Source organism: Xylanimonas allomyrinae, assembly GCF_004135345.1.
In the GTDB taxonomy this organism is placed as follows: Bacteria; Actinomycetota; Actinomycetes; order Actinomycetales; family Cellulomonadaceae; genus Xylanimonas; species Xylanimonas allomyrinae.
Window position 1 is genome coordinate 1956406 of the sequence record NZ_CP035495.1, and the last position, 21646, is coordinate 1978051.

At 75.1% G+C, this 21646-nt stretch carries 20 protein-coding genes and 1 pseudogene; 7 read left to right on the plus strand and 14 right to left on the minus strand.

All coding sequences use genetic code 11. The annotated features are described in order from the left end of the window. Positions 1 to 23: 23 nt before the first annotated feature. Positions 24 to 206, minus strand: a complete 183-nt coding sequence (locus tag ET495_RS08945) for a Trm112 family protein (protein WP_129205954.1) — start codon at positions 204 to 206, stop codon at positions 24 to 26. A gap of 11 nt (positions 207 to 217) precedes the next feature. After that, on the minus strand, positions 218 to 1681 hold the full coding sequence (locus ET495_RS08950; RefSeq protein WP_245992992.1) for a phosphomannomutase/phosphoglucomutase: 1464 nt from the start codon (positions 1679 to 1681) through the stop codon (positions 218 to 220). Positions 1682 to 1779: 98 nt separating this feature from the next. Between ET495_RS08950 and manA the strand changes: the two genes are divergently transcribed. Together manA and ET495_RS08960 are read left to right on the plus strand one after the other, a co-directional pair. Beyond that, complete coding sequence (gene manA, locus ET495_RS08955) at positions 1780 to 3006, plus strand: mannose-6-phosphate isomerase, class I (RefSeq protein ID WP_129204373.1); 1227 nt, start codon at positions 1780 to 1782, stop codon at positions 3004 to 3006. A 186-nt stretch (positions 3007 to 3192) separates the two neighbouring features. Next, positions 3193 to 3492 (plus strand): hypothetical protein, encoded by a 300-nt coding sequence (locus ET495_RS08960; RefSeq protein ID WP_129204375.1) that lies wholly within the window; start codon positions 3193 to 3195, stop codon positions 3490 to 3492. 55 nt (positions 3493 to 3547) lie between these two features. On the opposite strand, the gene ET495_RS08965 is transcribed toward ET495_RS08960, so the two are convergent. Next, on the minus strand, positions 3548 to 3904 hold the full coding sequence (locus ET495_RS08965; RefSeq protein WP_129204377.1) for a DUF3499 domain-containing protein: 357 nt from the start codon (positions 3902 to 3904) through the stop codon (positions 3548 to 3550). Positions 3905 to 4011: 107 nt separating this feature from the next. Here ET495_RS08965 and ET495_RS08970 point away from each other — a divergent pair, with 107 nt between their 5' ends. Next, the gene (locus tag ET495_RS08970) at positions 4012 to 4542 is read left to right on the plus strand and encodes a metallopeptidase family protein (RefSeq protein ID WP_425471123.1); all 531 of its coding nucleotides are present in this window, start codon (positions 4012 to 4014) and stop codon (positions 4540 to 4542) included. An 81-nt stretch (positions 4543 to 4623) separates the two neighbouring features. Here the strand turns inward: ET495_RS08970 and ET495_RS08975 are convergent, their stop codons facing one another. From ET495_RS08975 to ET495_RS18650, 3 genes are all read right to left on the minus strand, one after another. Next, positions 4624 to 6210, minus strand: coding sequence for a DUF5719 family protein (locus tag ET495_RS08975; RefSeq protein ID WP_129204379.1), 1587 nt, complete (start codon positions 6208 to 6210; stop codon positions 4624 to 4626). Positions 6211 to 6212: 2 nt separating this feature from the next. Further along, complete coding sequence (locus tag ET495_RS08980; protein ID WP_129204381.1) at positions 6213 to 6773, minus strand: hypothetical protein; 561 nt, start codon at positions 6771 to 6773, stop codon at positions 6213 to 6215. A gap of 70 nt (positions 6774 to 6843) precedes the next feature. Then, on the minus strand, positions 6844 to 9198 hold the full coding sequence (locus tag ET495_RS18650) for a glycosyltransferase (protein WP_129204383.1): 2355 nt from the start codon (positions 9196 to 9198) through the stop codon (positions 6844 to 6846). Positions 9199 to 9642: 444 nt separating this feature from the next. Between ET495_RS18650 and ET495_RS08990 the strand changes: the two genes are divergently transcribed. Further along, positions 9643 to 11250 (plus strand): hypothetical protein, encoded by a 1608-nt coding sequence (locus ET495_RS08990; RefSeq protein ID WP_129204385.1) that lies wholly within the window; start codon positions 9643 to 9645, stop codon positions 11248 to 11250. Here ET495_RS08990 and ET495_RS08995 read toward each other — a convergent pair. Further along, positions 11231 to 11557 (minus strand): WhiB family transcriptional regulator, encoded by a 327-nt coding sequence (locus tag ET495_RS08995; protein ID WP_129204387.1) that lies wholly within the window; start codon positions 11555 to 11557, stop codon positions 11231 to 11233. The genes ET495_RS08990 and ET495_RS08995 overlap by 20 nt on opposite strands. 141 nt (positions 11558 to 11698) lie before the next feature. On the opposite strand from ET495_RS08995, the gene ET495_RS09000 reads away from it, so the two are divergent. After that, positions 11699 to 12472 carry a TIGR03089 family protein gene (locus ET495_RS09000; RefSeq protein ID WP_245992993.1) on the plus strand — a complete coding sequence of 258 codons (774 nt, stop codon included), beginning with the start codon at positions 11699 to 11701 and terminating at the stop codon, positions 12470 to 12472. A gap of 3 nt (positions 12473 to 12475) precedes the next feature. Here the strand turns inward: ET495_RS09000 and ET495_RS09005 are convergent, their stop codons facing one another. The 7 genes from ET495_RS09005 to ET495_RS09030 are packed head-to-tail and all read right to left on the minus strand — an operon-like array spanning position 12476 to position 19695. Beyond that, positions 12476 to 13219: a class I SAM-dependent methyltransferase gene (locus ET495_RS09005; protein ID WP_129204389.1), complete on the minus strand. Its 744-nt coding sequence runs from the start codon at positions 13217 to 13219 to the stop codon at positions 12476 to 12478. A 10-nt stretch (positions 13220 to 13229) separates the two neighbouring features. After that, the gene (locus ET495_RS18655; RefSeq protein ID WP_342770092.1) at positions 13230 to 13538 is read right to left on the minus strand and encodes a hypothetical protein; all 309 of its coding nucleotides are present in this window, start codon (positions 13536 to 13538) and stop codon (positions 13230 to 13232) included. Between the two features lie 35 nt (positions 13539 to 13573). Further along, positions 13574 to 14173 (minus strand): hypothetical protein, encoded by a 600-nt coding sequence (locus ET495_RS18660; RefSeq protein ID WP_245992995.1) that lies wholly within the window; start codon positions 14171 to 14173, stop codon positions 13574 to 13576. Further along, complete coding sequence (locus ET495_RS09015) at positions 14170 to 15303, minus strand: glycosyltransferase (RefSeq protein ID WP_129204391.1); 1134 nt, start codon at positions 15301 to 15303, stop codon at positions 14170 to 14172. Before ET495_RS09015 ends, ET495_RS18660 begins: the two co-directional genes overlap by 4 nt. Then, on the minus strand, positions 15300 to 16343 hold the full coding sequence (locus ET495_RS09020; RefSeq protein ID WP_129204393.1) for a glycosyltransferase family 2 protein: 1044 nt from the start codon (positions 16341 to 16343) through the stop codon (positions 15300 to 15302). The genes ET495_RS09015 and ET495_RS09020 overlap by 4 nt, the downstream gene beginning before the upstream one ends. Next, positions 16340 to 17983, minus strand: coding sequence for a glycosyltransferase family 39 protein (locus tag ET495_RS09025; protein WP_129204395.1), 1644 nt, complete (start codon positions 17981 to 17983; stop codon positions 16340 to 16342). The genes ET495_RS09020 and ET495_RS09025 overlap by 4 nt, the downstream gene beginning before the upstream one ends. A gap of 41 nt (positions 17984 to 18024) precedes the next feature. Further along, positions 18025 to 19695 carry a DUF2142 domain-containing protein gene (locus ET495_RS09030; RefSeq protein WP_129204396.1) on the minus strand — a complete coding sequence of 557 codons (1671 nt, stop codon included), beginning with the start codon at positions 19693 to 19695 and terminating at the stop codon, positions 18025 to 18027. 113 nt (positions 19696 to 19808) lie between these two features. Between ET495_RS09030 and ET495_RS18665 the strand changes: the two are divergent. Together ET495_RS18665 and rfbA are read left to right on the plus strand one after the other, a co-directional pair. After that, positions 19809 to 20483 (plus strand): annotated as a pseudogene (locus ET495_RS18665) (glycosyltransferase family 2 protein); the annotation flags it as partial. Between the two features lie 270 nt (positions 20484 to 20753). Next, complete coding sequence (rfbA, locus tag ET495_RS18670; protein ID WP_170220578.1) at positions 20754 to 21617, plus strand: glucose-1-phosphate thymidylyltransferase RfbA; 864 nt, start codon at positions 20754 to 20756, stop codon at positions 21615 to 21617. The last annotated feature ends 29 nt before the right edge of the window (positions 21618 to 21646 follow it).

Genomic DNA, 21646 nt, shown 5'->3' on the forward strand with positions numbered 1-21646 from the left:
GGTGATGCGTGCTGCGGATGACGTCAGTGCGGCAGCGGCCGCGCGTCCGACTCCAGCAGCACGGGGATGCCCTCGCGCACCGGGTAGGCCAGCGGGCGCTGCGGGTCGGTCGAGTGCAGCTCGGGCTCGCCCGCCGGGCTCACGCCGTCGACCAGCGTGGCGCCGGTCACCGGGCAGCGCAGCAGGTCACGCACCCACGGGTCCATCGCGACGCCGCTCACGCCGGCTCGCCCCCGTCCTGGCGCACGAGCGCCAGCACGTCGTCGCGCACCTTCTCCATGACGTCGGCGTCGGCGGCCTCGACGTTCAGGCGCAGCAGCGGCTCGGTGTTCGAGGCGCGCAGGTTGAACCACCAGCGCGGCTGGCCCTCCCAGTGCGAGACGGTCGCGCCGTCGAGCTCGTCCACCTCGACGCCGGGGTAGGCCGCCCGGTACGCGTCGAGCACGCGCGCGCGGGCCGCGGGCACGTCGGCGACGCGCGAGTTGATCTCACCCGAGGCGACGTACGGCTCGTACATCTCCGCCAGCGCCGACATCGGGTGCTCCTGCCCGCCGAGCGCGGCCAGCACGTGCATCGCTGCCAGCATGCCCGTGTCGGCGAACCAGAAGTCGCGGAAGTAGTAGTGCGCGCTGTGCTCGCCGCCGAACACGGCCCCGTGCTCGGCCATCTGCGCCTTGATGAAGGAGTGGCCCACCCGGGTGCGCACCGTCGTCGCGCCCGCGGCCGTCAGCAGCTCGGGCACGGCGCGCGAGGTGATGAGGTTGTGGATGACGGTCACCGGCTGCCCGTCCGCGAGGCCCGCCGCCTGCTCCTTGGCGAGCTCGCGCAGCCCCACGAGCGCCGTCACGGCCGACGGCGAGACGGCGCGGCCGTTCTCGTCGACCACGAAGCACCGGTCGGCGTCGCCGTCGAACGCCAGGCCCAGGTCGGCCCCGTGCTCGACCACGGCCTTCTGCAGGTCCACCAGGTTGGCGGGCTCGAGCGGGTTGGCCTCGTGGTTGGGGAACGAGCCGTCGAGCTCGAAGTACAGCGGCACGACGTCGAGCGGCAGCGCGGGCAGGCCCGCGCCCGTGCCCAGCACGGCCGGCACGGTGTGGCCGCCCATGCCGTTGCCGGCGTCGACGACGACCTTGAGCGGGCGGATCCCCGACAGGTCGACGAGGGAGCGCAGGAACGCCGCGTAGTCGCCCAGCAGGTCGACCTCGCTCACCGTCCCGGGCACCTCGACCGCGGCAGGCAGGCCCTCGTCGAGGAAGGTCTGCGCGAGCTCGCGCACCTGCGCCAGGCCCGTCTCCTCGCCCACCGGGCGCGCTCCGGGGCGGCACAGCTTGATGCCGTTGTAGATCGCCGGGTTGTGCGACGCGGTGAACATCGCGCCCGGCACGTTGCGCGCACCCGACGCGTAGTACAGGCCGTCGGTCGAGCACAGGCCGATGCGGACGACGTCGACGCCCGCCGCGGTGAGCCCGCGCGCGAACGCCTCGACCAGCGCGGGCCCGGAGTCGCGCATGTCGTTGCCGATGACGACCTCGGGCCGGACGCCCTCGACCGCTCCGGGGAGCACGACGACGCGCGCGAACGCCGCACCGACCGCCTCGGCCACCGCGGGAGAGAAGGGGTCCGGGACGGTCCCGCGGACGTCGTAGGCCTTGATGATCGTCGAAAGGTCGATGCTCGCCACGCCGCCAGGCTACCGGTCTGGTTCGAGGCGGGCCGCCACGGGTGGCGGCTTCTGACGTCCGACGCCTGCGGCGAGGCGCCTGCGTCTATCCTGACTCGGTGTCTCGTGTCGTCCCGCCTCGCCCGCTGCGCCTGACCAACACCGTGCAGCGCTACGACTGGGGATCGGTCGACGCCATCCCCGCGCTGCTGGGTGTCGCGGCGGACGGGGGCCCGATGGCGGAGCTGTGGCTCGGCGGGCACCCGAGCGCGCCGTCCTTCGCAGACGTCGACGGCGCATCGGTCGACCTGCCCACCCTCATCCGTGAGGCACCGTCGGCGATGCTCGGCCGCCGGATCGCCGACGAGTTCGGCCCACGACTGCCCTATCTGCTCAAGGTTCTGGCAGCGAGTCGTGCCCTGTCGCTGCAGGTCCACCCCAAGCCTCACGCGGCGCGCGAGGGCTTCAACCACGAGAACGCGCTGGGGCTGCCCGTCGGCTCGCCCAAGCGGTCGTTCCACGACGACCAGCACAAGCCGGAGATGGTCGTCGCGCTGTCCCAGTTCGAGGGCCTCGCGGGGTTCCGGTCGCCGCGCACGATCCTGGCGATCCTGGAAGGCCTCGACGGACGGCTCGTCGAGGCGGTCCGCGCACGGCTGCGTGCCGACCGGAGCGACGCCAGCATGCGCCAGGCCTTCCAGGTCCTCCTCGGTGCGCGCAGCGAGGCGACCTGCCGAGACGACATCGACGTGACCGTGGCGGCCGTCGGCGAGCGCCTCGCGTCCGGATCGCCCTTCGCGCGGGCCGACAGCACCGTCGTCGAGCTCGCACAGCAGCACCCGGGCGACCCGGGGGCGATCGCCTCGCTCATGCTCAACCGGGTCACCCTGGAGCCCGGCGAGTCGATGTTCACCCCGGCCGGTGAGGTCCACGCGTACCTGTCGGGCCTCGGCATCGAGGTCATGGCGAGCTCGGACAACGTGCTCCGCGCCGGCCTGACCACCAAGCTCGTGGACGAGGAGGCCCTCGTGCGCTGTGCGTCGTTCGCACCGCGCATGCCGGTGCTCCCGCAGGTGCACACGTCGGGCAGCCGCGGCCAGGTGCAGACCTACCGTGCCCCCGTGCGCGAGTTCGCCCTCACGACCGCCGACGTCGACCCCTCCGAGGAGGTCGCGCTTCCGGTCGAGGGCCCTCGCGTCGTCCTGTGCCTGGACGGCCAGATCGACCTGCGCACGGCGTCGGGCACCGTCAGTGCGAGACATGGGCAGTCCGTGTTCGTCCCCCACGCTGCCGGTCCCGTGGCCGTCGCGGGCACGGGACACCTCGTGTGCTCGTGGGTTCCGTGACGGCGTGATGCCGTCGTAGATCGCCGGGTCGTGCGACGCGGTGAACATCGCGCCCGGGCGTGTCCGTCGTCAGGACCGCGCAGGACGGGTTCTTCCGCGCGGCATTCCGGGTCGTGGTCGACGAGCCCTTCGAGGACGAGTGGGGCGCCCCCTGCCGTCACCCAGACGCTCAGCGTGCCGTGGGCGATGAGCGCCGACCTGGGCTCCGACTCCGGACGGAAGGTCACGTTCTCCGCGACCTCGGCCGAGGCCCTGGTCACCGTCTGGATGACTGCCGGGCTGATCACGCTCGGGATCCTCGCGCTGCTCCTGCTCGTCGTGGCCGGACTCGCCGTCGTGCTCCGCGGGCGGATCGCACGTCGGCGGCGTGCGGCAGCGGATCACCTGCGGCAGGCCAGGGCCAACCGCACCTCCGCGCCGGTGGGCGCCTGGTCGAGCGACGCGCAAGCGGCGGTCACGGGGTGGACAGAGGCAGACCTGCAATGACCAGGCCATGCGCGAGCAGGCGCTCGGGAGCTCTCCGCCCCCGAGCGCCTGGCTGCTACTCCGCTTCGGTCCGCAGCACCCGCAGGTGCCCGCGTCGCGTCGTCTCGACGGCTCCGACCTCGGGCTCGACCGGGCGCCGCACCCGCCCGGCCTCACGCACGGCCTCGGCGAGCGCCGACAGGTCGTCGGGTGTGGGGCCGGCGTCGGCGTACTGCGGGCTCAGGCGCACCACTTCCCAGCCACGAGGCGCCGTCAGCCGCTCGGCATGCTCGGCGCACAGGTCGTAGCTGTGCGGCTCGGCGTGCTGCGCCAGCGGCCCGAGGACCGCCGTCGAGTCCGCGTACACGTAGGTGAGGGTCGCGACGGCAGCGCGCTGGCACGCCGTCCGCGAACACTGCCTGACCGATCTCACGCCGTGACCTTACGCCCCCGCGCCACCGCGCCTGCCGCCCCACGCCGCGCCGTGACCGGACCGTGTCCCGCGCCGGACGGTCGGGCGGTCGCAGGTAGGCTCGCCGAGTGGGATTCTTCGGCTCGTCACGCGGTGCGGCCCCGTCACCGCGACCGCACGGCCACTCCCGGCGCCTGCGGACAGGCCCCGGTGCTCTCCCCGAGGTCGGCGACCCGGCGCCGGCGCTGCCGACGCGCCGCCGCGACCGGCGCGGCCGTGGACTGCGTGGACCGCTCCTGCCGGCGGTCCTGCCCGCGCACCGCACGCGCGCCGAGGTGTTCGACGACCTCGTGCTCGACGCCGTCGAGGACCTGGAGCGGGGCTGGGCGCGCGAGCTGGCCGGCACGGAGTTCGCGGTCGAGGACGTGCCGCCGTCGGACCCCGCGCCGTGGGAGTCGGGCGGTGCGCCCCTGGGCCGCTGCTACCCGGAGGACTCGGGGCGGGCCGCGCGCGTCGTCGTCTACCGCCGCCCGGTCGAGCTGCGTGCCGAGGATCCCGACGACCTCGCGGACCTGGTGCACGACGTCGTCGTCGAGCAGGTGGCACACCTGCTCGCGCGGACGCCGGAGGAGATCGACCCCCACTTCGAGGGGCGCTGAGGGCGGACGCTCGGGCCCGGCGGCCGCGACGTCGCCGACGCCGGCACGGCCAGCCGGCACCGCGTGGGCTCTCGGTGGGCCCTAGCCCCGCACGTCGACCTCGCGCACGTGCGCGGCCCCCGGCGCGGGAACCGACGCCGTCGGCGCGATGGACGCCACCAGACGGTCGTGCTCGGCGCTGCCGTCCTCGGCGGTGAGCTCGACGGCCCACGCGACCTGTGCACCCGCGGCGGCATCGACGCTGACCAGTGCGGGCGTGCCGCCCGCGGCGAGGGAGCCGACGGCGACACGCGCGACGGTTCCGGCGTGCACGGTCAGCGTCTTCTCCCCCAGCGCCGTCCCGTCGGCGCCGTACACGCGCACGACTGCCTTCGCGGTGCCGGCCGGTGCCGCGGACCCGCGTTCGGCCGGCACCGCGGTCAGCGACACGACGGCCGAGGTCCCTCCGGGCAGTGCCGCCTGGGCACCCTGGCCGGGCTCGGGAAGCGGCTGTCCGCTCACCCACGCGATGTCGTACGGCTGCCCCTGGACGACGGCGTCGGCCGGGATGGGCGCGCTGCGGCTGAAGCTCGCGGCCGCGACCACGGGGACGTCGGCGTCGATCACGATGCCGTAGCCGCCCGCTGCCAGGCCGCCGAGGGGCAGGTCGATGACCGCGCCGGGCTGCAGGTCCACGGTCTCGGCGCCGCGGAGCCGTGCGATGCCGTCGGCGCCGTAGATCGTCACATGGGCCGTGCCGGCCGACTCTCCGGGCGCGAGGATCCTCAGCACCGGGGCGCGCGGGTCGTCGAGAGTCTCGCCCGCCGAGAGCAGCCCGGGGACGGCGACCGACGTCGCGGGGGCGGCGCCGGGCGTCAGGATGTCGACGCCCTGCGGCACCAGGCCGTCGAGGCGCTGCACCTGAAGGCTGGCCGCGACGCGTGCCCCGGTCGAGGTGACGTGGACGGCGACGCGGCGCTGGTCCGGGGCCACGGCCTCGATGCGCGTCGTGCTGCTCTGCCCAGGCCCGAGCACGAAGGTGCCCTGGCTGCCGAGAGCGACCTGACCCGAAGGGCCGAAGACGTCGAGCGCGACGGTCGCGGTGCTCTGGCTCGGGTTCTGCACGGTGAGCACGGCCGTCGATCCCACCTCGGTGCCGCCACCGACGATCCACTGCGAGATCGCGGGCGCGGTGCACGGCGCCGCGGCGAGCCCGCGCAGGTCGCCGCCCGTGGTGACGGACGCCGTCGCGCCCGCGGCGCGGAACGCCTCCTCGGCGACGGGCTGGGCCTGCAGGACGCTGCCCTCCGGGCCAGGATCGCCGACACGGACGGCGGCGCCCCTCCCCGCGGTCAGCGCTCCCGGCTGGCCGCCGAGCGCGCCCCAGGCCGCCGAGGTGTCCGCCGCGCCGAGCACGCCGGCGGCGAGCTGCGTCGTCGTCGTCACGGGAGTCGCGGAGAACTGCGAGTCGCCGACGTCGGCACCCTCGGGGAGCGCGGCCGCCGGCGGGCACGCGAGCAGCGAGGGCGCCGGAGTCACGCCGACGGAGCGCACCGGGTCGGTGGCGACGCCGGTCCCGGTGAGCGCGGTGGCCCACGGGCCGGCGAACAACGCGGCGGCGGCGGTGGCGCCGACCACGACGACACCGGTGGACGTCGCGCCGAGCACACGAAGGAACGAGCGGGCCATGGTCACCTCCCCCGCCGGCGCCCGGTGGGCAGGGCCAGCAGCACATACACCAGCAGGACGACGCCGGCGCCGGCGAACCACCACGGCTGGCGCGGGTCGACGTGCTCGACGGAGAGCCGGCCACCCTCGGCCGGCAGGGCGAACGCCTGCAAGCCGTCGGCGTCGACCACGGGAAGGCGCTGCCCGTCGAGCGTGGCGCGCCAGCCGGAGTCGGCGACCGCGGCGAGCACGAGGGTGCGCTCCTGGTCGGGACTCGCGGCCGGCGGCACCCGGTCGTGCACCTCGACGCCTTGCGACGGCAGGACGGCGAGCGTCGTCGGGCGCCGGTCGGCGGTCGGCGCCGCGTCGGTCACGCGCGCCCAGCCGGGCGCCGGCTCACCGGCGACGGCGACGCGCCACAGCCGTGTGCCCTGCCCCTCGGTGACGCTCTCGAGCCCGGCCACCATGTCGAGCGTCGTCACGAGGTCGCGGTCGGCGCCCGGCGGCGTCTGCACGGCGCCCACGCCGACGTCGGCCAGCCGCGCCGCGAGATCGGTCGCCTGCCCGGTGCCGAGCTCGGCCACGAGCGAGTCGAGGCGGTCGCGACCGGCGCGCTCGGGAGCGTCGACGGTGCCCGCGTCCCTCCCCGCACGATCACGGAGGAGTCGATGAGCGAGGTGCCGTCGGCACGCATGAGGGCGTAGTCGAGCACGCCGTCGTCGCCGCGGTCGACCTGAAGGACCCGCGCGCTGCGGCCGGTGTCCTGCATCTGCCGCCCGACGGCGGGCACGGCGGCGACCGCCGTCGCCCGCAGGTCGCCGACGTCGCGGCCGTCGACGACGGCGAGCGCCCACGAGGCCGCACCCGCGCCGGGCAGCAGCACGAGCGCGCCGACGGCGGCGAGCGCGCCGGCCGTCCGCACGCGGGAGCGTCGTGCCCCGTCGTCGTTCGCGGCGGCCTCGCGCCCCGCGGGCGCTCCGAGCAGCGCGGCTCCCCGAGACCGAGCAGGACGACGCTCACGCCGACGCCGGGCCAGGTGCCGAGCGCGACGGCGAGCAGGCTCGCGGCGAGCCCGATCGCCGCCAGCGCCCAGGCGGCGCGGACCGCGCCGAGGACGCCGGGCCGCACGAGGGCGACGAGAGCGAGGACGACGACGATCCCGCCGAACACCCACGGCGCCACGCCGGCCGCCGTCGCGAGCCAGGCGTGCGCGTCGCCCGCGGCGCCGAACCAGGCGCCGGGCACCTGGGCGTGGCCGAGCAGCAGCTGCCACCCGGCCGGCGCCTCCCCGGGGGCCACGGGGACGCCCGGCTCGGCGAGCAGCAGCCGCCAGCCGCCGTCGGTCCAGGTGCGCGCGACGTACGCCCAGAAGGGCGCGGCGACGGCGAGCGCGGGGACGAGCGTCAGCGGCAGGTAGCGGCGGTCGCGAGGCGCGGCCATGATCCCGACGATCACGCCGACGGCCGCGACCGGCAGCAGCACCGGCGCGCCGCACACGGCCACGGCGAGCAGCAGCCCCGCCGCACCGGTCGCGCCGAGCGATCCGCGGCGCGGGCGTTCCGGGCGCCAGCGCTGACGGCCTCGGGCCACGGCGTCGGGGTGCTCCGACTCGGGCACGTCGATCTCGTCGCGCGCCTGGGCGCCGACGGCGCGCACGAGCGCGAGCGCGGCCCACGGCAGTGCCAGGTGGGCGAGCAGCGCACCGAGCCGGCCGGACTGCAGCGCGCCGAGCAGCGCGGGCGACCCGGCCCACGCGAGGGCGGCGACGGTGCGCGCACTGGTCGAGCGGGTCACGGCTCCGGCAGCGAACCACGCCCCGAGCGCGGCCAGCGGCAGAGCGGCGACCACGAGCAGGTTGACGGCCGTCTGGAGCGAGCCGCCTGCCAGCCAGGCGAGCACGGTCAGCGGCAGGAGGATCGGGTCGCCGGGGGCGCGCGCGCCGAGTCCGCCGTCGACCCACCCCGACGTCGCGGCCTCCCACACCGCGCCCGCCCCGGCGGGCGCGGGCAGCAGCGCGCCGCCGACGACGCGCCCGCCCTGGGCGAGCACGCCCTGCCAGCCTCCGAAGATGGCGACGGCGAGCCCGGCGGTCGCGAGCAGCGCGACCGCCAGCCCGGCGCGGCGGCGCGCCGCGAGCCGGCGCAGCTCGACGCGCTCGAGCTCGCTCGGCGCCCAGCGGGTGCGGTTCGCCTCGGCCCGGGACAGGCGGGCGTCGCGGCGCTCGGCGTACACCTGGCGCCAGCTCGCCAGCAGCGGGTGCAGCACGCGGCGTGGCAGGGTCGACGTGCGTGCGACGCGACGCCGTGCTCGGACGAGCGGTCCGACGCGTACGGCGTTCCACAGCGCGGCGACGATCTCGTCACGCGCCTCGCCGGGGCGTTTGAGCGCGAGCCGGTGCATCGCGGCGAAAGGCGCCCACAGCAGCATCCCGATCACGGCCGGCAGCACCAGCGGTGAGGGCACGTGCACGAGGCGGTGGTGGAGCTGGGAGCGCCGCCGCGGCCCGTACGACGCGGCCTCCTCCGGCGCGCGGCCGCGCCCGTCGCGCAGTCCCAGCAGCCCGGCCTGGGCATGGTGCACGACGGCCCGCGGCACGACGACGACGCGGTGCCCGGCGCGCCGCGCGCGGCGGCACAGGTCGAGTCCGTCGCCGAAGGCCCCGTACTCGGGGTCGGTGCCGCCGAGCTCGCGCCAGACGCGAGTGCGCACGAGTGCGCCCACGAGACCGACGGCGAGCACGTCCTCGCGCGCGTCGTGCTGCCCCTGGTCGATCTCGGTGTCGTCGACGCCCGTCATGCGGCGCCCTAGCGGAGACACCGTGTGGCCGACCTCGACGAGCACGCCGCCGTCGCGCGCGGTGCGTGCGTCGAGCGGCGTCCCGTCCTCGGCGACCGCCCACCGGCGCTGCTTGCAGCCCGCGATCGCGACGGCCTGCGTGTGCTCGACGGCGCGCAGCAGCGCGGCGAGCGCGCCGGGTTCGGGTGCGGCGTCGTCGTGCAGGAGCCACATCCAGCCGTCGGGGGGACGACGCCCGCACCGAGCGCGACGTCGACGGCCTCGCCGAACGTGCGCGCGCCCTCGGCGGCGACGAACCGGGCGCCGTCGAGGCGCAGCCCGAGCGTCGATCCGGTGGACCGTGGTGCATCCACGTCGATGACGACGACGTCGTCGGGCATGCGCTCCTGGTTGCCGAGCGCGGTCAGCGCGGCCTGGAGGAACGGGCTGCGCCCGCGCGTGACGACGACCGCCGTCACGGTCACGACCTGCGGGATCGCCCCGGTGAGGGCGTGCACCACGTCGAGCGCGGCGCCCCTGGCCGAGGGGTCATCGGGGGCAGGCCGCGAGCCTGGGTCATGTCGAGAGGAGTCATCGCGTGTCGATCATCGGCCGCAGCGCGCTCGGATCGCGGGATTTCGGCGCGTCGGCGGGTCGGGGCGGCCCTACCCTGAGCGCGTGCCAGACAGCGCCGCCACGGGTGGCCTCCCCCGCATCCGGCGCGCGGGCGTGCCCGCGGCGGTCTGGCTCGTCGTGCTTCTTCAGGTCACCGTGTGCCTGCTCCAGACGGCCGTGTTCCCGAACGGCCGCTCGCCCGACGAGGCCAAGCAGGTCGACCTCGTCGTCCAGGTCGCCGAGGGCACCGCGTGGCCGTGGCCGTCGCCGGGCACGCTCGCCACGACGGCGGGCGTGCGGGCCGGTGCGGTCCTGCCCCCGGACCGGCTCCACGGTGCCGCGCACCTGGCGGACCGCGACTTCCGGCCGCGCGGTGAGCGCCCGTCGTGGGCGCAGGCGGGCGGTGCGGCGCCGTGGCTTGCCGACGGTGCGCCGCTCAACAACCAGCTCGTCCAGCATCCGCCGCTGTACTACGTGCTCGGCGCGGCCGTCGTTCAGGCCGTGCCCGGCTGGCACGACCTGCCGTTCGACCGAGTGTGGATGGTCTTGCGCTGGGTCAACATCCTGCTCGCGGCCCCGCTGCCGCTGCTCGCGTGGGCGACCGCGCGGCGGCTGCGCCTGCCCGACCCGCTGCCGCTGGCCGCGGCGGGCGCCGTCGTCGCGATCCCCGAGCTCACGCACATCGCATCGTCGGTCAACAACGACAACCTGCTCGTGCTGCTCGGCGCGGCGGCGACCTGGCTCGTGGCGCGCGTGCTCACCGGCGACCACACCGCGCGCACCGCGCTCGCCCTGGGCGGCGTGACGTCGCTGGCGCTCGCGACCAAGGGGTTCGCACTCCTCCTTCCGGCCTGGGTTGCCGCCGCCTACGCTGCCGCCTGGTGGCACGGGCGGCGCACGCGCGGGTCGGCGCACGGCACGCTCGCGGCGTCGCTGTGGGCGCTGGCCGCGATGCTGCCCGGGCTCTCCTGGTGGGCACGCAACCTCGTGCTCTTCGGAGCGCTCCAGCCGCACGGCACCCATGCCGACCAGGGGTACCTGCAGTCGGGCGAGCGCTACACGTGGGCCGACGGCGGGGCGGCATGGCTGCACCGGCTCGTCGACCGGCTGATCACCCTGTTCTTCGTGCAGGACCAGGCTGCGCACCTCCGCCACGACGCCTCATGGTGGGCGTCCAGGGCGGGGCTCGCCGCGCTTGCCGTCGGCATCGGCGTCGCGCTGGTGCGCGGGCCGCTGCGGCGGCTCGACGCGCTCGTGCTGCTGGCGCCCGCCGCGGCGCTCACGGCGATCGTCGCCAAGGGCTCGTACGAACAGTTCGTCGCGTTCCGCAACCTGGGTGCCGCGCAGCAGGGGCGGTACCTCTACCTGGCGGTGGTGGCGATCGTCGTGGTCGCGGTCGCAGGGGCGGTACGGGCGCGCCGCTGGGCGCCCGCGATCGTGCTGGTGCTCGGACTGGGCCTCCACGCAGCCTTCCAGGCTGACGCGTGGGCGGTTCTGTGGCTCCCGGAAGGGCCGGGGTCACCGGCCGCGATCGGCGCGGCGGCCGGCGCGATGGTTCGGCTGCACCCCTTCGGGTGGGCGGCGCTCGGGCCCGCCGCGATCGTGACGACGGCGGGCCTCGCCGTGGCCACGGCCGTGGCGGTGAGCCAGATCAGACGGCGCGGCGCTTGAGCTTGCGGCGCTCGCGCTCCGACAGACCGCCCCAGATGCCGAAGCGCTCGTCGTTCGCGAGCGCGTACTCCAGGCATTCGGCGCGTACCTCGCAGCCGGCGCAAACCTTCTTCGCGTCACGCGTCGAGCCGCCCTTCTCGGGGAAGAACGCCTCCGGGTCGGTCTGGGCGCACAGCGCCTTGTCCTGCCAGCCCAGGAGCGTCTCGTCCTCGACCGGCGTACCGAAGAGCGGGAGCACAGGGGCAACGCGCTCCGGTGCGCGCTGGGCATCGGACGCGAAGTCGTCCTCGTCGAGCAGATTCCACATGGCGGGTCCTCCTGGGCTTTACGGAAACCGCATAAGTGGAATTACACGCGTGTCTTTCGGACGCGTCAAGCCGGATTGTGCTAGCGAGGCCGCCCTCACACAACCTCTCCCGCATTTACACGATGCTTATACCCTGTCCTCGTGAACACCGCGACCGCAGGGCCCAGGACGATCGACGCGCTGATGAACGTGCTGGTCAGCGACCCAGGGCGGCCGCGCCTGACCTGGTACGGCGACGACGGCGAGCGCGTCGAGCTGTCCGGCGCGGTCCTCGCGAACTGGGTGAACAAGACCACCAATCTGCTCGTGGAGGAGTTCGACGCTGGCGCAGGACGACGCATCCTGATCGACCTCGTGCCGCACTGGCGTTCGGCGGTCTGGGTTCTGGGCGCGCTGCGCTGCGGCGCGACCGCGGTGCTGGCCGGCCCCGGCGGGCGCACCCCGGACGGCCACGACCCCGACGTGACGATCACGACGCGCCCCGCCGCGCACACCGGCGACGTCGTCGCCGTCGCGCTCCCGGCGCTCGCACGCCGCTTCGACGGCGACCTGCCCCCGGGCACGATCGACGCCGCCTCTGCCGTCATGACCTACGCGGACACGGTCGGTTGGGCCCCCGCGACGGACCCGGGCGAGCCGGCGATCGTCGCCCCGGCGGCGACGGCGCCCGTGCAGGGCGTGCTGTTCGGGGACCTGTTCGGGTGGGCCTCAGGGGCCGAGCCGCGCGGCCGCGTGCTGCTGGACGGGCGTGCGCCGCTGGTCGAGACGCTGCGCTCGATGCTGGGCGCCTGGTCGGCCGGGGGTTCGGTGGTACTCACCTCCGCGGCGACCGCCACCGCCTTGGCGGGCGACCCCGCCCGCCTGACCCGGCTCGTGGCACAGGAGGGCGTCACCGTCACGCCGTCCGGCCGCTGAGCCTCAGCGCGGAGCCGTCCCCCAGCCGATCAGCCCCGTCCCGTGCTGCGGGAACGCGCGCTGCACGAGCCGGAAGGGCCACGTCCCCGCGGCGATGACGGCTCCCTGGACCGTGGTCGACGGCTGGAACAGCCGTCCGCTGCGTGCCGTCCGGTCGGCCACGGCGTCCTCCCGCACATCGAGGCGCCGCGACGCGATCCGGTTGCGCACCGCCTCGAGCGCGTAGCCGAGCGGCATCCCGTACAGGCGGGTGCCGACGTCGCCCAGGCCCGCGCCCGCGAGCAGGGCCGCCAGCCGCACGGGCTCGTAGCGGCGGAAGTGCCCGACCGCGTCGTCCATCGCCCCGAATCGCGACGGCCAGGCCGGGGTCGAGACCAGCAGGAGCCCACCCGGCCGCAGCCGGGCGGCCCACTCGGCGAGCGCCGCGGCGTCGTCCTCGATGTGCTCGACGACCTCGAACGCGCACACGAGGTCGAAGCCCGACGCGTCGATCGAGTCGAGCGGGCCGTGGACGAGCGTCGCGTCGACGCCCGCGGCCGCCGCGCGTCCGCGGGCGGCCGCGAGGCTCGCGCCGTCGAGCTCGACCCCGGTGTAGCGGTGCCGCTGCGCGAGCCGGACCCCGACGGCGCCCTGACCGCAGCCGACCTCGAGCACGCGGGCGCCCTCTGCGGGCAGCGCGCGTGCGACGAGGCGGGACGCGACGTCCCAGCGCAGCCGAGCGTAGGGGGTCAGCGGCGGCAGCGGCACGGCGCGCAGCCTAGCGGCTCCTCGCGGGACGGACCAGCATGCCCACGGCCGCGAAGACGAGGTCCACCACGGTGAGCAGCGCACGCGTGAGCAGCACGACCAGCAGCACCGCGGCGTGCGGAAGGGCGCCGGCGAGGAGCGCGAGCAGCACCGCCTCACGCACCCCGGCGCCCGCGGGCACGAACACGACGACGAACCCGGCGACCCACGCGAGCGCGTACCCGCCGACGAGCATGACGAGCGTGCGCCCGGTCGCGTCCAGGCCGAGGCCTGTCGCCAGCAGCCACACGTGGACGCCCGCGACCACCCAGCTCAGCACCGACCAGCCGACCGCGACGCCCAGGCCGCCCCAGCTCAGCGGCCGCTCCAGCGGGGGCGTCGCAGCAGCCGCAGCCCGACGCCCACCAGGCGCCCCAGCACCGCCGGAACCAGCAGCACCAGCAGCAAGGGAGCGACCCACGCCAGCCACCCCCAGCCGTGCAGGTCTCCCGCTCCGGCGACCGACAGGCACACGGCCGCCGTCACCGTGCCCGAGACCACCCCGAGCAGCACCGCCAGCGCCATCGCCGCGAGCGACCGGGCTCGCGGCACCTTGTGGTCGGCCCCGATCTCTGCCGCGGCCACGACGTTCCAGACCCCGCCGGGCACGTACTTGCCGATCTGGCTCACGCCGAACACGGCGACCGCCGGTCGCAGCGGCAGCGGCGAGCCGAGGTCGGCGAGCAGCGCCCGCCACGACAGGAAGGTGCACCACACGTAGACGAGCCCGGCGGCACCGGCCCCGGCCAGGTGGGCGCCCGGCATGCGCCGCGCGGCCACGGCGAGCTCGTCCCACGACGCCGCGACCGCGACGACCGCGAGCGCGACGGCCGCCACGAGGAACACCCACCTCACGACGGGCGAGCGCAGCACGGCCAGCGCACGGCGGGCCGACGGGCGGGCCGCGGTGGTCATGCCGCCGCGCTTCCGAGGCTGGCGGCGAGCCGGCCCAGCAGCGGCGCGACGACGACGGCGGGCCGCACCTCGTCGCGGCCGGCCCTCGCCCGCGCTGCCGCGGCGGCGTAGCGGGCCGGGTCCGCGAGCTCGGCGAGGCGGGCCGCGAGCGCCGCCGCGTCCGCCGGTGGTACGAGCTCGAGGTGCTCGCCGAGCGCCCGGCGCTGCGGAGCGGTGTCGGAGGTGACGACGACGCGCCCGGCCGCCAAGCCTTGGTACACCTTGTTGGGCACGACGCGCAGCCCCTTGGGCGTGGCGGAGAAGATGCCGAGGCACACGTGGTGGGAGGCGACGATCCCGGGCAGCGCGGCCGGGTCGATCCACTCGTGCCAGGTCACGCGCACCGAGCCGGCGGTGCCCGACGGCGCGGCGGCCCGGGTCGCGGCGAGGTCCTGGCCGCTGCCGACCATCGTCACGTCGAGCGGCGTCCCGGCGGCGGCCGCGAGCGTGAGCGCCGCTCCGATGACGGGCGCGCCCTGGAGCGGGGTGAACAGGCCGAAGAAGACGACGCGCAGCGGCTCGCCGTCGGCGGGACCCGCCGCGGCCGCGTCGGGCTCGCCCGCCGCGAGCCACGCGTCGGGTGCCCCGACCGGCACGACGACGCCCTTGCCGGGGTCGCGAAGCATCGCCAGGTGCTCGGCGGTGTCGACGAGCACGACGTCGGCGGCCCGCGTCGCCGCGCGGTCCAGCAGCCCCAGCACGCGCACGCGCAGGCCGCGGGCCCCCCGGTCGAGCGCGGTGTCGGCGGCGAAGACCAGGTGGTCGAGCACGAGCGTGGTGCGCGGGTACAGGACGCGCGCGAGCAGCACGTCGAAGTGCCCGAGGTACCCGACGAGCACGGCTGCGGGCGTGCCGCGGCGGGCGCGCAGTGTGACGGCGGCGGCGGTCAGGCGCGCCCAGCACGTGAGCATCCGCACGAGCAGCACGGGCAGGCGCCACGGCTCGCGCAGCATGCGCACGCGTTCGGCCGTGGTGAAGCCGAGCGGGCGGTTGACCTCGACGACCTCACGCCCGTGGGCGCGCAGCCCCGCGACCAGGATCCCGGCGCGCGGGTGACGCGCGGCGTCGTACGTCCCGAAGGCGACGATCACGGGCGGCTCTCCGGGGCGTCGGCCGGCCGGGGCGTCGTCGGCGAGGTCCTGGCCGTGCCGTTGGCGGCGTCGCGGCCGGGATCGCGCACGAGCTCGGGTGCGGGCCCGTACTGGAGCTCCTTGGTGCGTTCGAGGATCTCCTCCGACAGTGTCCGGTTGGTGCTCAGCAGGTCGGCGATGACCAGGAGCGCGAAGCACAGCAGCGAGCCGACCAGCATGGTGGTGCCGAACACGACGGACTGCACGTGCCCGGCCCCGTGCCCCTCGGTCCACAGGACGAGGAACCGCACGAGCGGCACGATGCCCGCGACCCCGAACACGGCCCCGAGCGTGAGGAACACGCCGTACGGCTTGTACATCACGTAGCTGCGGGCGATGGCCTTGCCCGACTGGCCCATGTGCTGCCAGATGTTCTTGAACAGCCGCGACGGGCGCGTCCTGGCGTTGGTGGTGATGGGCACCGAGGCGATCCGCAGTCGCTTGTTGCCCGCCTGGATGATGGTCTCCATCGTGTAGCTGAACTGCGTCAGCACGCTCAGCCGCATGAGCGCGGCACGCGAGTACGCGCGGAAGCCCGATGCGGCGTCGGGCAGCGACGTGCCCGCGGCGACCGACACGACGCGTGACCCGACGCGCTGCATGAGCTTCTTGAACGGCGAGAAGTGCGCGATGGTCGCCGTCTGCCGGTCGCCGATGGCGATGTCGGCCTCACGCCGCAGCAAGGGCCCCACCAGCGCCGGGATCATCTCCTGCGGGTACTGGTTGTCGCCATCGGTGTTCACAACGATGTCGGCGCCGTGCCGCAGCGCATAGTCGATGCCGTCACGGAACGAGCGCGCCAGGCCTATGTTGCGCGTGTGCCGAACGACGTGCTCGACGCCGAGCGCGCGCGCGACCTCGACCGTGCGGTCCGTCGAGCCGTCGTCGATGACGACGACGTGCACCTCGTCGATCCCGGGGATCTCTCGCGGGATCGACGCCAGAACGAGGGGCAGCGTGGCCTCCTCGTTGAGGCACGGGATCTGCACGAACAGCTTCATCGACGGCCTCCAGCCTCGGGAACGGGGGAACTCCGCCGTGCGACGACGGCGCTGCGTACGACGACGGCGACGGCTCCCACGGCGAGCGCCGCGGCGGCACCGACGGTCGCCGCCAGCCAGCCTGGGCTCAGCGGGCTCCACGCCGCCCAACGCGCGAGGGCGTCACCGAAGGTGTCATCCGCACAACGGTAGAACGCCCCAAACGCCCAGGCGAGCCCGCTGGCGCCGGAAAGCAGCCCGAGCCCGGTCACGACGACGAGCGTCACCCGCGCGCGGTCCTCACGCCGCCTGACCGTGTGCCACAGCCCCACGGCGAGCAGCGCGCCGAGCGCGGCCAGGCCACCGTAGACGTACCGCCCGTGCAGCGCGACGAGGCGGTCGGTGTCTCGCCAGAACTGCCACGCGTTGAAGATCACCCCGAACGTCAGCCCAGCGGGCAGCGCGGCGAGCACCAGCGCTCCGCGGCGCGTTCCAGGGACGGTCAGCGCGACGACGCCCGCGGCCGCGAGCAGCACCGATCCCAGCACCACGAGCCGCAGGTCGAGCCAGATCTCGAGCCACGAGAGGTGACCCCAGAACGACTGTGCGACACGCCGCACCGCCGTGGGCAGCACGTCGGCCGCGGGCACGATGTCCAGCCGGGACACGTCCCGCGGGCGCCCCACGGGCTGCACCGCACCGAGCACGAGCACGTTGCGCACCCACCACCATCCGCCCGCGGCGAGGGCGGTTCCCAGCGCGGTCGCGCACCGCGCTGCGCGCGGCCAGAACGTGCCCCGCCAGTCGACCCGCCAGGGGCGCGGCGCGGGCCGCCCTCCCCAGGGGGCGAGCGCGTAGGCCGCGACGACGCCGGGCACGGCGAACGCCGGCATGACCTTGCCGAGCAGCCCGAGCCCGAGCACGACGCCGAGCGCCACGGCCGTGCGCCAGCGCGTGTCACCCGTGACGACGCGCACGCTGAGCCAGGTCACGACGGCGAGAGCGATGACCACGATCGCGTCGTTGTTGGCCGAGCCGAGGATGTTGCCCACCCCGGGCGCGAACAGCGGCAGCGGCGCGGCCACGAGCGCCGCGGGCCACGACCCGGTGAGCCGCCGCGCGGAAGCGGCCGCGAACGGCACGGCGGCGGCGAGCATGGCGACGTCCATGAGCCGCAGCGCGAGCAGCGCCTGGTCCCAGCGTGCGTCGGCGAGGCCTGTGACGCGCAGCAGCGCGGCGCCGACGGCGTACCAGCCGGGCGGGTGCTGGGTCATCTGGTCGACGACGGCGTCGGCGGGCGGCGGCGTCGGGGTCACGGCGTTGCCGGCGTCGATGCGTGTGCGTTCGGCGCGCACCGACGGCGTCCGGTCGACGAACTGCGGCTTGCCGGGCCGCACGATGCGCCGTCCTGGCAGGTCACCGGGCCAGCCGGCCTCACGCTCGGCGTCGGCGACGATGGGCGGCACATACGCCTCGCCCGGCGGGGGCCACCCTCCGCCGTAGGCGATCCGCAGCACGGAGCCCAGGTGCGTCTGCTCGTCGGGTGAGCGGAAGGGTGGGGTGAGCACCGCCCAGCAGACCCCCCATGCGGCCACGAGCACGAGCAGCGCGGCCAGAGCGCGTCGCCAGGCGACGTCGCTCCTCGCGTCCTGAGTTCTCATCGTGCCCGTCTGACGCCTCTGTTCTCTCCACCAGGTGCGGCCTATCGGCGCACAGTCTCGCAGAGTGCGGCGGCATCTCCCTGCGTGACGGGCGCCCTCGGTCGCCGCGCCGCCTGCGCGACCGCGGCAGCGAGCGTGACCGCACCGACGACGGACGTCGCGGCGCCCACGGTCGCGAGCGCCGCTGGCCCCACGGGGCTCAGCACCTCCCAGCGCTCCCAGGCACGCGCCACGGTCCACCCCGCCGGCCGGAAGAAGCCCTCGAACGCGAACCACAGCCCGTAGGCGGTGATCGCGAGCCCGCCCAGCAGCACCACGGGAACAGCGACCCGCATGCGCGCCTCCAGCCCGCCGACCAGTCGCAGCACGGCGACCGCGACGACCACCGCCAGTGCCGCCAGCGCACCGGACAGGTAGCGCCCCTGGAGGCCGACCATCATCCCGTGCTGGTGGTAGTAGCCCCATGCGTTGGCGATGATCGCGCCGGTGAGGATGGTGGGCAGCGCGATCAGGACGAGGGCGGCCCGCCAGGTCCGGCGCGAGGTGAGCGCGACCACGCCCAGCGCGAGCAGCACCAGGGTGGCCGTCAGCCAGAACGCCTGCGGGGTGCGCAGGTCGAGCCACCCGAAGTCTCCGAAGAACGACAGTGCCAGGGTCCGCCACGCCTTGACGACGTACGTCGTCGCGGGCCGTACCACCAGGTCCACGGGCACACGGTCCATCCCGACGGGCTGCACCGTGCCGTAGACGACGACGTTGCGCACCCACCACCAGCCCCCGACGGCGAGCGCGACCCCGCCGGCCAGCAGCACCCGGCCGACGTCCGCGCCCAGGGCGCGCCTGCGCCCGACGGTGCGCGGCCCCAGCACGCCTCCCGGCGCGGTCAGGTACGCCAGCGCCACGACCGGAAGCAGGAACGCGGCCATGACCTTGGTCAGCAGCCCGATGCCGACGACGACGCCGATGACCGTGGCCGTGCGCAGGCTCCGGTCCCCGGTCAGCACCTTGACCACCAGGGCGGTGACCACCGCCCCGACCAGGGTGACGAGAGCGTCGTTGTTGACCGCCCCGAGGATGTGCTGCATCTGGGGCACGAGCAGCGGGAACGTCGCGGCGACCGCTCCCGCCGCGACCGACCCGGTCAGCCGCCGGGCCGACCAGGCGGCGAGCGGCACGAGCGGCGCGAGCAGCGCGACGTCGAGCAGGCGCAGTGCGAGCACCTGCTGGTCCCAGCGCGCGTCGACGAGGCCGGTGGCGTGCAGCACGGCGGCGCCGAGCGCGTAGTAGAGGGGCGGGTGCTGGCTCATCTGGTCGACGTCCTCGGGCCGCGTCGCCGGCCCCCGCGGCAGCGCCGTGGCCGCGTCGACCCGGGCGCGCTCGGCGGCCGGGACGATCACCGCGTCCGCGAACTGCGGCACCGCGATCCGGTCGGTGAACCGGCCGGGGACGTCGGTCTCCAGCGCGACGTCGATGCGCGCCTGCTGGACCGCCGGTGCCATGACGGCGTCGCCTGGCTGCGGCCAGCCTCCGCCGTAGGCGAGGCGCAGCACGCTGTTGAGGTGCTGGGGCTCGTCGGGTGCGCGCAACGGTGGCGTGAGCAACGCCCAGGTCGCGGCGACTCCCACCACCAGCAGGGTCAGCAGGAGGTCGAGGCGCCGGTGGCCGCGCACCTGGCCGACGCTCGACCCCGGCACAAGTCCGGTCAGGTCCATGGTGACCAGTCTGACGCGATCCCCCGCCCGCACGGCAAGTGCCGGACCCCACCGACGGCCGACCGCCAGTTTGGCAGCGAGCGCTCAGATCGCACGGCTAGGCTCGGGTCCCGATGTCCCAGCACCCTTCCGCCGCACCGTCCGGCGCCCTAATCCGCGTCGTGTGCGTCGTCTTCAACCCCGGCGACGAGCTCCGCTCGTTCGTTTCGTCGCTCGCCCTGGCGACGCGGCTGCCGTACGAGCTGGTGATCGTCGACAACGGCGAGTCCACCGACGTCGTCGACGAGCTCGATGCGGCCGGCGAGGCACGGGTCGTGCGCCATCCCGGTGGCAACGTCGGCTATGGTCGCGCCGCCAACGAGGGCGCGGCAGGGACGACGGCACCGTGGCTCGTCGTCGCGAACCCCGACGTCGTCTGGGAGCCCGGCTCGCTCGACCGGCTGGTCGAGGCCGCGACCGCCGACCCGGGCGCCGGAAGCCTGGGGCCGCGCATCCTGAACACGGATGGGACGACGTACCCGTCGGCGCGCTCGCTCCCGTCGCTGACCGTCGGCGCAGGCCACGCCCTGCTGCACACCGTCTGGCCCTCCAACCCGTGGACGCGCGAGTACCGCCAGAGCGAGGCCATCGTCTCGGCGGACGCCCCGCGCGCAGCGGGCTGGCTCTCGGGGGCCTGCCTTCTGCTGCGCCCCGCCGCGTTCACCCAGGTCGGCGGGTTCGACGAGCGCTACTTCATGTTTTTCGAGGACGTCGACCTCGGCGACCGGCTCGGGCGCGCCGGCTGGCGCAACCTCTACGTGCCGGCCGCTCGCGTGACGCACCTACAGGGCGTGTCGTGGAAGCACTCGCCCGCGCCGATGATCCGCGCCCATCACGCGAGCGCGAAGCGGTACCTGTTCGACCGGTGGGGGCGTGGTGGCAGGCGCCGGTGCGGCTGGTCATGGGCGTCGGGCTCTGGGTGCGGGAACGGGCCGAGGTCGCGCTGTCGGAGCGCGAACGACGCCGCGAATCGCGGTAGCGCGACGCGGGCCGCCGCGACTGCGGCACAATGGGGAACCATGCGCGGAATCATCCTCGCCGGCGGCTCCGGCACCCGACTGCACCCCATCACCATGGGCGTGAGCAAGCAGCTCGTGCCCGTCTACGACAAGCCGATGATCTACTACCCGCTCTCGACGCTGATCCTCGCGGGCATCCGGGACATCCTCGTCATCACCACCCCGCACGACGCCGAGCAGTTCCACCGCCTGCTCGGCGACGGCTCGCAGTTCGGCGTCTCCATCAGCTACACGGTGCAGGCCGAGCCCAACGGTCTCGCGCAGGCTTTCGTTCTCGGCGCCGACTTCGTGGGCACCGACTCGGTCTCGCTGGTGCTGGGCGACAACATCTTCTACGGCCCCGGCCTGGGCAGCACGCTCATGCGCTTCCACGACATCGACGGCGGCGCCGTCTTCGCCTACCGCGTGTCCGACCCGACCGCCTATGGCGTGGTGGAGTTCGACGCGAGTTTCAAGGCGCTCTCCCTGGAGGAGAAGCCGGCGCACCCGAAGTCGAACTACGCCGTGCCCGGCCTGTACTTCTACGACAACGACGTCGTCGAGATCGCCAAGAACCTCAAGCCGTCGCCCCGCGGTGAGTACGAGATCACGGACGTCAATCGTCGCTACCTCGAGGCGGGCAAGCTGCAGGTCGAGGTGCTGCCCCGCGGCACCGCGTGGCTCGACACGGGCACGTTCGACTCGCTTCTCGAGGCCAGCGACTACGTGCGCACCATCGAGAACCGCCAGGGCCTGAAGATCGGCAGCCCCGAGGAGGTCGCGTGGCGCCGCGGCTTCCTGTCCGACGACGAGCTGCGCGCCCGTGCGCAGAAGCTCACCAAGTCGGGGTACGGGACCTACTTGCTGGGTCTGCTGGATCAGTGACGACGTGCGAGAGCCCTCCCCGCCGCGCC

Coding starts and splice junctions, on each gene's coding strand:
- ET495_RS09030 (WP_129204396.1), bottom strand. CDS start 19,695: ATGGACCTGACCGGACTTGTGCCGGGGTCGAGCGTCGGCCAGGTGCGC.
- ET495_RS09020 (WP_129204393.1), bottom strand. CDS start 16,343: ATGAAGCTGTTCGTGCAGATCCCGTGCCTCAACGAGGAGGCCACGCTG.
- ET495_RS08995 (WP_129204387.1), bottom strand. CDS start 11,557: ATGTGGAATCTGCTCGACGAGGACGACTTCGCGTCCGATGCCCAGCGC.
- ET495_RS18650 (WP_129204383.1), bottom strand. CDS start 9,198: ATGTGGCTCCTGCACGACGACGCCGCACCCGAACCCGGCGCGCTCGCC.
- ET495_RS08960 (WP_129204375.1), top strand. CDS start 3,193: ATGAGCGCCGACCTGGGCTCCGACTCCGGACGGAAGGTCACGTTCTCC.
- rfbA (WP_170220578.1), top strand. CDS start 20,754: ATGCGCGGAATCATCCTCGCCGGCGGCTCCGGCACCCGACTGCACCCC.
- ET495_RS09025 (WP_129204395.1), bottom strand. CDS start 17,983: ATGAGAACTCAGGACGCGAGGAGCGACGTCGCCTGGCGACGCGCTCTG.
- ET495_RS18660 (WP_245992995.1), bottom strand. CDS start 14,173: ATGACCACCGCGGCCCGCCCGTCGGCCCGCCGTGCGCTGGCCGTGCTG.
- ET495_RS08945 (WP_129205954.1), bottom strand. CDS start 206: ATGGACCCGTGGGTGCGTGACCTGCTGCGCTGCCCGGTGACCGGCGCC.
- ET495_RS08975 (WP_129204379.1), bottom strand. CDS start 6,210: ATGGCCCGCTCGTTCCTTCGTGTGCTCGGCGCGACGTCCACCGGTGTC.